The 14,459-nt window shown below is 66.2% G+C and carries 1 protein-coding gene (only partly in view); it reads left to right on the top strand.

Annotated elements, in window-relative coordinates; all coding sequences use genetic code 11:
* On the top strand, positions 1-14,459 hold the 3' portion of the coding sequence (locus NMB38_RS14185; RefSeq protein WP_494354809.1) for a non-ribosomal peptide synthase/polyketide synthase. It extends 3,229 nt beyond the left edge of the window; 14,459 of the gene's 17,688 nt are visible here — the last part of the coding sequence; the start codon falls outside the window, past its left edge; it ends in the stop codon at positions 14,457-14,459.

The following is a 14,459-nucleotide window of genomic DNA, read 5'->3' as shown; positions in this document are numbered from 1 at the left end:
TCGTGCTCAGCCCCAAAGACCTGTTCCTGCACCAGACCGTGCAGGCCCTGGCCGGTGTGGCCCGTTTTGGCGAGGTCGCCCGCATCGATCAGGGCCCGGTCGCTGGCAGCCTGCCGCTGCTGGCCATCCAGCGCTGGTTCTTCGCCCAAGGCATTGCCGATGCGCATCACTGGAACCAGTCCGTGCTGCTGGCGCCGACACAGGCGTTACAGCCACGGGTGCTGGAGGCGGCGTTGCAGGCGCTGGTGCTGCACCATGATGCCTTGCGCCTGCGCTTCGATGCCCAAGCCGGGCTCGCCTGGCACCGGGCTGCGGCCCAGCAACAGGGCGCCGAGGAGCAGGCGCCGCTGCTGTGGCATGCCACGGTCGTGCGCGGCCAGGCCCTGACCGCGTTGTGCGAGCAGGCCCAGCGCAGCCTCGACCTGCACCAAGGGCCGCTGCTGCGGGCTGTGCTGGCGGAGCTGGACGATGGCAGTCAGCGGCTGTTGCTGGTGGTTCATCACCTGGTCGTGGACGGTGTGTCCTGGCGCATTCTGTTCGACGATCTGCAGCAGGCTTACTCGCAGTGCCTGGCAGGCCAGGCGCTGTCGCTGCCGGCCAAGACCACGGCCTACAAGCATTGGGCAGAACGCCTGCAGGCACTGACCCAAACCCCGGCCCTGGCCGAGCAGCTGCCGTACTGGCAGGCGCAGGTCGCAGGCGCCGTCGACGACCTGCCAGGCGCGCGTCCTCACGCCAGCCTTGAAAAGCGCCATGCCTGTACGGTACACACGCGCCTGGACGACACGCTGACCCGGCAACTGCTGCAACAAGCCCCGGCGGCCTACCGCACCCAAGTCAACGACCTGCTGCTGACCGCGCTGACCCGCGTGATCTGCCGCTGGACCGGGCAGGCTTCGGCGCTGATCCAGCTTGAAGGGCACGGCCGTGAAGACCTGTTCGACGATGTCGACCTGACCCGCACGGTGGGCTGGTTCACCAGCGCCTTCCCGGTGCGCCTGGACAGTGCAGGTGACGTGACCGACACGATCAAGACCGTCAAGCAGCAACTGCGCGCGATTCCCGACAAGGGCATCGGCTACGGCGCCTTGCGCTACATGGGCAGCGCCCAGTCGCAGGCAGCCTTGAACGGCCTGGCCGAGCCGCGCATCACCTTCAACTACCTGGGCCAGTTCGACGGCAGCTTTGCCAGCGATCAAGGCGCCCTGTTCGTGCCAGCCAGCGAGGACGCCGGCGCCGAACAGGGCGCCGAGGCGCCGCTGGGCAACTGGCTGAGCATCAACGGCCAGGTGTACGCAGGCCAATTGCGCTTGGGCTGGACCTTCAGCGAAGCGATGTTCGAGCGCACCGACATCGAACGCCTGGCGCAGGATTACGCACGCGAGCTGAACCAGCTGGTCGCCCACTGTCTGCTACCGGACAGTGCCGGGGTGACGCCTTCGGACTTCCCGCTGGCCATGCTCGACCCGTCACAACTGGACGCCCTTGGCCTGCCCTGGGCGGACGTTCAGGACCTGTACCCGCTCTCGCCCATGCAGCAGGGCATGCTGTTCCACAGCTTGCTGGAGCAGCAAGGGGGCGACTATATCAACCAGCTGTCGGTCAGCGTCCAGGGGCTGGCGCCTGAGCGTTTCCGGGAGGCCTGGCAGGCGGTGGTGCAGCGACATGACATATTGCGCAGCGGGTTCCTCTGGCAAGGCGGGCTGGTCCAGCCGCTTCAGTGGGTGCGCAAGCAGGTGCAGTTGCCATGCCGTGAAATTGACCTACGTGGCCATGCAGATCTCGACGCTGCACTGACGCGCCTGGCCGATGCCGAACGCGAGCAAGGCTTCGACCTGGCCCAGGCGCCACTGCTGCGTCTGACGCTGGCCCGCACGGGGGATGATCGTTATCAACTGATCTATACCAGCCATCACATCCTGCTCGACGGCTGGAGTAATTCGCAGTTGCTCGGCGAGGTGTTGCAGCACTACGCAGGCCAGGCGGTACACAGCCTCAATGGGCGCTACAGCGACTATATCGGCTGGCTGCAACGCCAGGACAAACGGGTCAGCGAGGCCTTCTGGCGCACGCAGTTCGCCACCCTTGACGAGCCGACCTGGCTCAGCCGTGCGCTCAAGTGCGCCGCCACCGGCCAGAGTGGGCAAGGCGAATTCAAATGGCGCCTGGACGCTGCGATGACCGAACAGTTGCACGGCTTTGCCCGTCAGCAGAAAGTCACCCTCAACACGCTCGTGCAGGCCGCCTGGCTGTTGCTGTTGCAGCGCTACACCGGTCACGACAGCGTGACATTCGGGGCTACGGTGGCGGGCCGGCCTACGCAATTGCAGGGCATCGAGCAGCAGATCGGCTTGTTCATCAATACCTTGCCCGTGGTCGCGCGGCCTGAACCGCAACAAGCGCTGGCGGGTTGGTTACAGACCGTACAGGGCATCAACCTGGCACTCCGGGACCACGAACACAGCGCGCTGAGTGATGTGCAGCGCTGGGCCGGGCAGGGCGGCGATGGATTGTTCGATACCTTGCTGGTCTTCGAAAACTACCCCGTGTCCGAGGCGCTGCAGCAGGGCGGCGTCAGTGACCTGCACTTTGGCGACGTGCACAGCCATGAGCAGAACAACTACCCGCTGACGCTGAGCGTCAGCACCGGGGCCGACCTGTTGTTGCATTACAGCTATGACGCTGCGCGGTTCAGTGCCGAGTGCATTGCCCAGGTTGCAAGCCAACTGGCCCATCTCCTGGCGCAGATGGCCGACGGCTCGCCCCAGCGTTGCCTGGGCGAGCTGAAGCTGTTCGAAGAGGGGCGTCAGCGCGCCCCGGTGCAGGACTGGGGCATGGCCGCCGGTGAGTACCCAAGCCTGGCGCCTGCCCATGTGCTGTTCGAGCAGCAGGCCCGGCGCGTTCCAAACCACACTGCGCTGATCACTGAAACCACCGAGCTGACCTACGCCCAGCTCAACGCAGCGGCCAACCGCCTGGCGCACCGCTTGATCGCCCAAGGCGTGGGCCCCGACGTGCTGGTCGGCATCGCCGTCGAGCGCGATGCGCCGATGGTCGTTGCCCTGCTGGCCGTGCTCAAGGCAGGCGGCGGCTATGTACCGCTCGACCCGAAATTCCCCCAAGAGCGCCTGCAGCAGATGGTCGAGGACAGCCGCGTCGCGTTGCTGTTGACCCAGTCGCACTTGCGCGAAACGCTGGCACTGGACGCGCAGGTGCAGTGCCTGCTGCTGGATACGCCTGACGACGGCAACGGCTCCGACAGCGATCCGCTCAACCGCGTGCACGCCGACAACCTGGCCTACGTGATCTTCACCTCCGGCTCGACGGGCCGGCCGAAGGGCGTGGCCATCAGCCATGGTGCCTTGACCCGCCACGCCTTCGTGGCCCAGTGGTATTCCGATATCCACGCGTCCGATTGCGTGCTGCAATTTGCCACGTTCAACTTCGATGCCTTCGTCGAGCAGCTGTACGCCCCGCTGGTCTGCGGTGCCACCGTGATGCTGCGCGGCAATGAAATCTGGGACAGCGAGACGTTCTACCAACGGGTGCTGGCCCACGGCATCAGCGTGGCCGACTTGCCGACCGCGTACTGGAACCTGCTGGCAACCCAGTTTGCCAGCGTAGGGCCACGCGACTACGGGCAACTGCGCCAGATTCATGCGGGCGGCGAAGCCATGCCCCCTGAAGGCATGGCCGCCTGGCACAAGGCCGGCCTGGGCCATGTGCGGCTGCTCAACACCTACGGCCCGACGGAAACCACGGTCACCTCCACCACGCTCGACTGCACTCCATACGTGCTGGGTGAACAACCCGTACCTCACACCTTGCCGATCGGCACGGCCTTGCCTGGTCGGGAGATCTACCTGCTGGACGATGCCGGGCAGCCGGTACCGACCGGTGTCGTGGGTGAGCTGGTGATCGGCGGCGAGTTGCTGGCCCGTGGCTACTTCGGCCGCAGCGCGCTGACCGCCGAGCGCTTCCTGCCCGACCCGTTCGCCGGCAACGGCGGGCGCTTGTACCGCACGGGCGACCTGGCGCGTTACCGCGCCGATGGCGTGATCGACTACGTCGGCCGGGTGGACCATCAGGTGAAGATCCGTGGCTTCCGCATCGAGCTGGGCGAGATCGAGACTTGCCTGCTGGCCCAGGTCGGTGTCAGCGAGGCATTGGTCGTGGCACAGCCTGGTCCGAACGGGCCGCAACTGGTTGCTTACCTGGTTGCAGATGCAGACGTGCAGGCGTTGCGCGAAGCGCTCAAGGCGAGCCTGCCGGACTACATGGTTCCTGCCCATGTCATGCTGCTCGATCACATGCCGCTGAGCCCGAGCGGCAAGATCGACCGCAAAGCGCTGCCGCTGCCCGAGGCCTCCAGCAACCAGGCGTTCATCGCCCCCCAGACCCCGCTCGAACAGCAACTGGCGCGTATCTGGCAAGACGTGCTGAAGCTTGAGCGGGTCGGGGTGGACGACAACTTCTTCGAGCTGGGCGGTGACTCGATCATCTCCATTCAGGTGGTCAGCCGGGCCCGTCAGCAGGGGCTGCACTTCACGCCCAAGGAGCTGTTCCAGCACCAGACCCTGCGCGCCCTGGCCAAGGTCGTGCGCAATGCCGACAGCGCGGTGCAGATCGACCAAGGCACCGTCCTCGGCGGCATGCCGCTGCTGCCGGTGCAGCACAGCTTCTTCAGCGAGGTCATTGCCCAGCGTCACCACTGGAACCAGTCGGTGCTGCTGGTACCACGCACAGCACTTCAGGGCGTTGCACTGGAGCAGGCGTTGCAGGCGCTTGTGCAACATCACGATGCGCTGCGCCTTACCTTCAGCGAAGGTGAGCAAGGCTGGCTGGCCGAACATGGCGAGCCGGTGATGGCGCTGCTGTGGCAACGCCAGGTGGCCGATGCCCAGGCGCTGACCGCCCTGTGCGACGATGCCCAGCGCAGCCTGGACCTGGCCGACGGCCCGCTGCTGCGCGCCGTGCTGGCCACGCTGGCCGACGGCAGCCAGCGCTTGCTGCTGGTGATCCATCACCTGGTGGTCGATGGCGTGTCGTGGCGCATCCTCTTCGAGGACCTGCAACAGGCCTACGCGCAATGCCTGGCCGGGCAGCCCGTGAAACTGCCGAGCAAGACCACGGCTTACAAGGCCTGGGCGCAGAAACTGGAGGCGCATGCCCACAGCCCGGCGCTGCAGGGGCAGAAGGACTACTGGATGGCACAACTGCGCGGGCAGCGCGCAGACCTGCCGGGCGTCAAGGTCGATGCAGGCATGCAGGGGCACCACGCCCAGACTGTGCAGACCCGCCTGGACGCCCAGCAAACCCGTCGCCTGTTGCAGCAGGCGCCTGCAGCCTACCGCACCCAGGTCAACGACTTGCTGCTGACCGCCCTGGCGCGTGTGATCTGCCAGTGGACAGGCGAACAGGCCGCGCTGATCCAGTTGGAAGGCCATGGCCGCGAGGAGCTGTTCGACGACGTCGACCTCACCCGTACCGTGGGTTGGTTCACCAGCGTGTTCCCGGTGAAGTTGCCCGTGTCCAGCGACCTTGGCGACACGCTTCGCCAGGTCAAGGAGCACCTGCGCGGCATTCCCGACAAGGGTGTCGGCTACGGTGTCCTGCGTTACCTGGGGGACGCTGCCACACGCGAGGCCTTGGCGGCGCTGGCGACACCGCGTATCACCTTCAACTACCTGGGCCAGTTCGACGGCAGTTTTGCTGGCGACGATGACGCCTTGTTCACCCCCGCCACAGAAAAGCGCGGCCGTGAGCAAAGCCCGGACGCACCCCTGGACAACTGGCTGGTGCTCAACGGGCGCGTATACGACGGTTGCCTGAGCCTGGACTGGACGTTCAGCCGCGAGCAGTTCGATGTGCAGGCCATCGAGGCTTTGGCCGATGCCTACGGCGCACAACTGCAGGCGCTGATCGAACACTGCCTGGCCCCTGATGCAGGTGGCGTGACGCCCTCCGACTTCCCCCTGGCCGGTCTGGACCAGGCGCAGCTGGACCAGCTTGCGGTGTCGGCGGCCAACCTCGAGGACATCTATCCACTGTCCCCGATGCAGCAAGGCATGTTGTTCCATAGCCTGTACGAGCAGGGCAGCGGCGATTACCTGAATCAGATGCGCCTGGACATCGGCGGGCTCGACCCGCAGCGTTTTCGCAGCGCCTGGCAGGCCACCCTCGACGCCCACGCCATCCTGCGCACCGGGTTCAACTGGCAGTTCGAGCAGGCCGTGCAGATGGTCCTGAGCCGGGTCGAGCTGCCGTTCCGCCTGCTGGACCTGCGCGACGACCCCGCTGCAAAAGCCACCCTCGACGCCGTGGCGCAAAGCGAACTGCAACAAGGCTTCGAGCTTCACACCGCGCCGCTGCTCAGGCTGGTACTTGCACAGACCAACGCGCAGGACTATCACCTGATCTACACCAGCCACCATATCCTGATGGACGGCTGGAGCACCTCGCAGCTTCTGGGCGAAGTGCTCCAGCGCTATGCTGGCCAGCCGGTGACCCATGGGCCTACGCAGTACCGCGACTACATCGGTTGGTTGCTGCGCCAGGACCGTCAGGCCAGCGAAGTGTTCTGGCGCGATCAACTGGCCTGCCTGCCGGCGCCGACCCTGCTTGCACAAGCCTTGAAGCCGGCAACGCGCAGCACAGGTCAACATGATCATTACCACCGGCTGGACGAACATCACACCCAGCGCCTGAATGCCTTTGCGCGCCGTCATAAAGTCACCCTCAACACCGTCATCCAGGCGGCCTGGCTGTTGTTGCTCCAACGCTACACCGGGCACAACGGCGTCGTGTTCGGGGCCACCGTCGCCGGACGCCCGGCGGCGATCAGCGGCGTGGAGCAACAGATCGGCCTGTTCATCAACACCTTGCCGGTGGTGGCCAGCCCCCAGGCAGATCAGCCGCTGCAAGCGTGGCTGCACGCGCTTGTGCAACTCAACCTGGCGCTGCGCGAGCAGGAGCACACCCCGCTCTTCGATATCCAGCGCTGGGCCGGGCAGGGCGGTGAAGCACTGTTCGACAACATCCTGGTGTTCGAGAACTATCCGGTTTCCGAGGCGCTGCAAGCAGCGCCCGTGGACCTGCGCTTTGGCAGCATCGATAACCATGAGCAGAGCAACTACCCGCTGACCGTCAGCGTAAACGCCGGGTCCACCGTGCTGCTGCACTTCACCTATGCGGGCGAGGCGTTCGATGCCCCGGGTATCGCGAGCATCGGTGACAACCTGGCCCACTTGCTCCTGCAAATGGTCGAGGGGGCCGACGGGCTTTGCCTGGGCGATCTGACCCTGCTGGACGACGGGCGTCAGCGCGCCCCGGTGCAGGACTGGGGCATGGCCGCCGGTGAATACCCAAGCCTGGCGCCTGCCCATGTGCTGTTCGAGCAGCAGGCCCGGCGCGTTCCGAACCACACTGCGCTGATCACTGAAACCACCGAGCTGACCTACGCCCAGCTCAACGCAGCGGCCAACCGCCTGGCGCACCGCTTGATCGCCCAAGGCGTGGGCCCCGACGTGCTGGTCGGCATCGCCGTCGAGCGCGATGCGCCGATGGTCGTTGCCCTGCTGGCCGTGCTCAAGGCAGGCGGCGGCTATGTACCGCTCGACCCGAAATTCCCCCAAGAGCGCCTGCAGCAGATGGTCGAGGACAGCCGCGTCGCGTTGCTGTTGACCCAGTCGCACTTGCGCGAAACGCTGGCACTGGACGCGCAGGTGCAGTGCCTGCTGCTAGATACGCCTGACGACGGCAACGGCTCCGGCAGCGACCCGCTCAACCGCGTGCACGCCGACAACCTGGCCTACGTGATCTTCACCTCCGGCTCGACGGGCCGGCCGAAGGGCGTGGCCATCAGCCATGGTGCCTTGACCCGCCACGCCTTCGTGGCCCAGTGGTATTCCGATATCCACGCGTCCGATTGCGTGCTGCAATTTGCCACGTTCAACTTCGATGCCTTCGTCGAGCAGCTGTACGCCCCGCTGGTCTGCGGTGCCACCGTGATGCTGCGCGGCAATGAAATCTGGGACAGCGAGACGTTCTACCAGCGGGTGCTGGCCCACGGCATCAGCGTGGCCGACCTGCCGACCGCGTACTGGAACCTGCTGGCAACCCAGTTTGCCAGCGTAGGGCCACGCGACTACGGGCAACTGCGTCAGATTCATGCGGGCGGCGAAGCCATGCCCCCTGAAGGCATGGCCGCCTGGCTCAAGGCCGGCCTGGGCCATGTGCGCCTGCTCAACACCTACGGCCCGACGGAAACCACGGTCACCTCCACCACGCTCGACTGCACCCCGTACGTGCTGGGCGAACAACCCGTACCTCACACCTTGCCGATCGGCACGGCCTTGCCTGGTCGGGAGATCTACCTGCTGGACGATGCCGGGCAACCGGTACCGACCGGTGTCGTGGGTGAGCTGGTGATCGGGGGCGAGTTGCTGGCCCGTGGCTACTTCGGCCGCAGCGCGCTGACCGCCGAGCGCTTCCTGCCCGACCCGTTCGCCGGCAACGGCGGGCGCTTGTACCGCACGGGCGACCTGGCGCGCTACCGCGCCGATGGCGTGATCGACTACGTTGGCCGGGTGGACCATCAGGTGAAGATCCGTGGCTTCCGCATCGAGCTGGGCGAGATCGAGACTTGCCTGCTGGCCCAGGCCGGTGTCAGCGAGGCGCTGGTCATGGCGCAGCCTGGCCCCAGTGGGCCGCAACTGGTGGGCTATGTGGTCACGCAGGTGGACGTGGCCACGCTGCGCGAAGCGCTCAAGGCGAGCCTGCCGGACTATATGGTGCCGGCTCACCTGATGGTGCTCGACGGCCTGCCATTGAGCCCGAGCGGCAAGATCGACCGCAAGGCGCTGCCCCAGCCCGAGGCTGCCAGCAGCCATGCTTTCGTCGCCCCGCAGACAGCGCTCGAACAGCAGTTGGCCACAGTCTGGCAAGATGTGCTGAAGCTTGAGCGGGTCGGGGTGGACGACAACTTCTTCGAGCTGGGCGGTGACTCGATCATCTCTATCCAGGTGGTCAGCCGAGCGCGGCAGCTGGGGCTGCACCTGACCCCGAAAGCGTTGTTCCAGCACCAGACCCTCCGGGCCTTGGCCCAGGTCGTTGGCACGGCAGGCACAGCCTTGCAGATCGATCAGGGTGCGGTCACCGGCACCACGCCGTTGTTGCCGGTGCAGCACAGCTTCTTCAGCGAAGCCATCGCCCAGCGTCACCACTGGAACCAGTCGGTGCTGCTGGTGCCGAGCGCGCCGCTTCACGGGGCTGCGCTCGAGCAAGCGTTGCAGGCGTTGGTGCACCATCACGATGCCCTGCGCCTGCGCTTCAGTGAAGGCGATCAGGGTTGGCAGGCCTGCCACGGCGACAACGCCCAGCCGCTGCTGTGGCAACGCGAGGTGACCGATGTCCAGGCACTCACTGCCCTGTGCGACGATGCCCAGCGCAGCCTGGACCTGGCCGAGGGCCCGCTGCTGCGCGCGGTGCTGGCCACCTTGGCCGACGGCAGCCAGCGCTTGCTGCTGGTGATCCATCACCTGGTGGTCGATGGCGTGTCGTGGCGCATTCTGTTCGAGGACCTGCAGCAGGCTTACCAGCAGTGCCTGACCGGGCAGCCGCTCAGCCTGCCGGCCAAGACCAGCGCCTACAAGGCCTGGGCCGAACGCCTGCAAGCCCACGCCCAAAGCGAAACCCTGCGCCAGCAACTGGGCTATTGGCAGGCCCAACTGCAGGGCTTTGCCCAGACGCTGCCTGGCGAAGATGCCCAAGGCAGCCAGCAGGTGGGCGACGCCCAGACCGTGCAGGTTGAACTGGATGCAGCGTTGACTCGGCAACTGCTTCAGCAGGCCCCGGCCGCTTACCGCACCCAGGTCAACGACCTGCTGCTGACCGCCCTGGCGCGGGTGATCTGCCACTGGACGGGCGAGCACGCGGCATTGATCGAGCTGGAAGGCCACGGCCGCGAGGCGCTGTTCGACGACGTCGACCTCACCCGTACCGTAGGCTGGTTCACCAGCCTGTTCCCGGTGAGACTGCCGGTGGCGGGGCCAGTGGGGGACACCATCAAGCAGGTCAAGGAACACCTGCGCGCCATCCCGGACAAAGGCATTGGCTTTGGTGTGCTGCGTTATCTGGGCGATGCGGCTACCCGCCAGGCATTGACCGGTCTGTCGCAGCCACGCATCACCTTCAACTACCTGGGCCAGTTCAGCGCCAGCGCCGCCGGTGAGGACGATGCGCTGTTCGCCCCGGCCGCGGAAAGCGGCGGGCGCCAGGTCAGTGATCAGGCGCCGCTGGGCAATGCCCTGACCATCAACGGGCAGGTGTTCGACGGCGCCCTGAAGCTAGACTTCACCTTCAGCCGCCAGCGGTTCGCCGCGGGCATCATCGAGCACCTGGCGCATGCCTACGTGAGCGAGCTGCGTACGGTCGTTGAGCACTGCCTGGCCTTGGAACACCTCTGCCTGACCCCGTCCGACTTCCCGCTCGCGGGGCTGAGCCAAGCACAGCTGGACCGTTTGCCGGTACCGGCCGAGGCTGTCGAAGACCTGTACCCGCTGTCGCCGATGCAGCAGGGCATCCTGTTCCACACCCTCGAAGCCGCCCAGCAGGGGCTGTACGTCAGCCAAACCAGCGTGCAGGTACAAGGGTTGGATAACGCCCGCTTCCTCGCGGCCTGGCAGCACATGGTCGATCGCCATGAAATTCTGCGCACCGGGTTCTGGACCGAAAGCCACCTCAACGAGCCATTGCAATGGGTGGCCAAGCGTGCCGACCTGCGTGTGCGCGAGCTCGACTGGCGGGGCCGCCCGGTCAGCGCCGCCGACCTGCAAGGCCTCGCCGAGCAGGACTACGCCCGCGGCTTCGATCTGCTGCAGCCGCCCTTGATGGGCCTGACCCTGGTGCGCCTGGATGAGGGGCGCCAGCAACTGATCTGGAGCAGCCACCACATCCTCATGGACGGCTGGAGCCACTCACGCCTGCTGGGTGAGGTGTTCGCCGTGTACGGTGGACAAGCACTGCCCGGCAAACGCGGCAGCTACCGCGACTACATCGCCTGGCTGGCCGCCCAGCCCCAGGCGCAGATGGAACACTTCTGGAAAGACAAGCTGGCCGGGCTCGAAGGGCCCACCCTGCTGGCCACCGGGTTGCATCCAGCGCCCGTCGCCGAGGCCGACGGCTACGACGCGCTGTACTTGAACTGGGACGCCGCGCAAACCCGGCAACTGCGTGATCAGGCCCAGCGCCTGCGGGTCACACCCAACACGCTGATCCAGGCAGCCTGGCTGCTGCTGCTGCAACGCTACACCGGGCAAGCGCGCGTGTGCTTCGGCGCAACCGTCGCCGGTCGTCCGGCAAACCTGCCGGGTGCTGAAGACATGCTGGGCTTGTTCATCAACACGCTGCCGATCATCCAGGCGCCTCTGCCCGAACAGCCGGTGGGGCAGTGGTTGCAGACCCTGCAGGACTACAACGTGCAGGTGCGCGACTACGAGCACGTGTCTTTGGCCGATGTACAGCGTTGGTCCGGGCAAAGCGGACAGGCGTTATTCGACAGCATCGTGGTGTTCGAGAACTATCCCCTGGACGAGCGCCTGCAAGACGCCGGCGAAGACGGCTTGCGCTTCGGCGCCAGCGAAGGCCGCGACGTGACCAACTATGCCATGGACCTTGCCGTGCACCTGGATGACACCTTGAGCATCGAGTTCCTGTACTGGCGCAGCCGCTTCAGCCACGCTGCCTGCCAGGGCATTAGGCGCAGCTTCGAGCGCTTGCTCCAAGCGCTGCTGGGCGACCCACTGGCCGCCATCGGCAGCCTGCCCATGCTCGATGCCGACGCTGAGCGGCAGCAGGCCGAGGCCAACCGGCTGGTCGCCAACCCGACCCGCACGCCGCTGCTGCAGCGCATCGCCGGGCATGTACAGGCCCGTGGTCAGCAGGTAGCGGTCAGCTGCGCCGGGCAGTCCCTGACGTATGCCGAGCTTGAAGCGCGCGCCAACCGCCTGGCCGTGGCCCTGATCGACGCCGGTGCTGCCCCGGAGGTACGTGTCGGGGTGGCGCTGGAGCGCTCGGTAGACATGATCGTGGCCTTCTATGCGGTGCTCAAGACCGGCGCTGCGTATGTGCCTGTCGACATCGATTACCCGCGCGAGCGGGTGCAGTGGATCATCGAGGACTCAGCCATGCGGCTGCTCATCAGCCAGGCCAGCGTCAGCGAACGTTTGCCAAGCGCCGAAGGTGTCGACACGCTGCTGCTCGAATCGCTCGCGCCGGTGCAGGCGCAGGTCGCCCTGCCGGCGGTGGTGATCGACGAAGACAACCTGGCGTACCTGATCTACACCTCCGGTTCGTTGGGCAAGCCCAAGGGCGTTGCGGTCGCCCGCGGGCCGCTGGCCATGCACTGCCAGGCCATCATCGAGCGCTATGGGATGAGCGAGGCGACCCGCGAGTTGCTGTTCATGTCGTTCGCCTTCGATGGCGCCCAGGAGCGGTGGCTGTCCACCCTGGCGGCCGGTGGTCAGCTGGTGGTGCGCGACAACCGTCTGTGGACGCCCGAGGAAACCTGGCAGGTGCTGCATGAGCAGGCCATCACCATCGCCTGTTTCCCGCCTGCGTACCTGCAACAGTTGGCCGAATACGGCCAGGCCTTCGATAACCCGCCACCGGTGCAGATCTACTGCTTTGGCGGCGACGCCGTGGCCGATGCCAACTTCGAATTGGTCAAGCGCACCCTGCGTCCAAGGCTGCTGACCAATGGCTACGGCCCCACCGAGACGGTGGTCACACCGTTGCTGTGGGTGGTCGATACCGACCAGCGCTGCGAGGCGGCCTATGCGCCGATTGGCACACGGGTGGGTGAGCGTACCCTGCACATTCTCGATGCCTGCCTGAACCCATTGCCGGACGGCGTGCCAGGTGAGTTGTACATCGGCGGGCAAGGGCTTGCGCGGGGCTACCATGCTCGACCAGGCCTGACGGCCGAGCGATTCGTGGCCGACCCCAGTGGCAAGGGTGCGCGCCTGTACCGCACCGGCGACCTGGTGCGCCGCCGGGCAGACGGGGTGATCGACTTCCTTGGCCGCCTGGATCATCAGGTCAAGATCCGGGGCTTTCGTATCGAGCTGGGCGAAATCGAGGCCCGCTTGCGCAGCCAACCCCAGGTGCGCGATGCGGTCGTCGTGGCCCGTGACACCGAAGGCGGCAAGCAACTGATCGGTTATGTGGCCACCAGCAGCCCGGCACTACAAGGCGAGGCGCTGCGCATGGCATTGCAACAGGGCTTGCCTGACTACATGGTGCCCAGCCAGATCCTGGTGCTGGAGCACCTGCCGCTGAGCCCCAACGGCAAGGTTGACCGCAAGGCGCTGCCAGACCCGTCCTTCAAGGGTCGCGAGTACGTGGCGCCGCGCAACGCCCTCGAAGCCGGCCTTGCCGCGATCTGGCAAGAGGTGCTGGAGCTGGAGCAGGTTGGGGTGACGGACAACTTCTTCGAGCTGGGCGGCGATTCCTTGCGCACCCTGAAGGTGCTGTCCAAGGTGCGCAATCAACCGGCGTTGGGCGTTGAGCTGAAGCTGCGCGACATGATGAGCAAACCCACCATCGCCGAGTTGTCCGGTTACGTGGACGACGCCGTGGCAGTGCTTTCACCGCTGCTGCCGCTCAATGGTCCGGTCGCGCAGTGCGAGCCCCTGTTCTGTCTTCACGCAGGGTTCGGCACCGTGTTCGACTATGAGCCTCTGGCGCGACGGCTGGACGGGGTGCGCCAGGTCATCGGCGTGCAGTGCAGGATGCTGCTGGACAAGCACTGGCAGGACAGCTCGCTGGAAGCCATGGCCCAGGACTACGCAGGGTTCATCCGCGAACAGCAACCACAAGGGCCGTACCACTTGCTGGGCTGGTCGCTGGGCGGGCCGTTGGCGCTGCTGGTGGCCCGTGTGCTGGAAGGGCAGGGCCAGTGCGTGCACTTCGTTGGGCTGGTGGACAGCTTCGTGCCCGGTGACCACGGGCCGGAAGACGACCTGACTGAAGAGCTGCGCAACTTCTTGTCCATCATCCTCGACCAGCCGCCCGAAAGCCTGCCGGCGTTCGACCTGTCTGACGACGGCTCCCACCCGGCCCTTGAAGCGCTGGTAGCGCAAGTGCAGGCCCACGTGCTGGGCAGCGGTGATTCACCGCGCTTCGCTGCCGAGGAACTGGTGCATGCCTTTACGGTGGCGCTGCGCCTGAAGGCGCTGTCGCGACGCCTTGCGCCGCTGCCCGCCATCGAGTGCCCGGCCAGCTTCTGGTGGGCAGAGGACGGGTACCGCGCACCGGCTCAAGCTTATCAACGGCGGTTCAGCCAGGACGATGCAACGCTCATCCACGCGTCGCACTTCGAGATCCTCAAGCAGCCCCAGCTGCTGCGCGAGGTGTGCGAGTGCCTGGACACGACCACCGAAACCCAAGGGCGCGCGTGA

Source organism: Pseudomonas sp. FBCC-B35, from assembly GCF_059133755.1.
The sequence above is the reverse complement of the archived record's forward strand: the minus strand, read 5'-3'. Positions and strand labels throughout refer to the sequence as shown.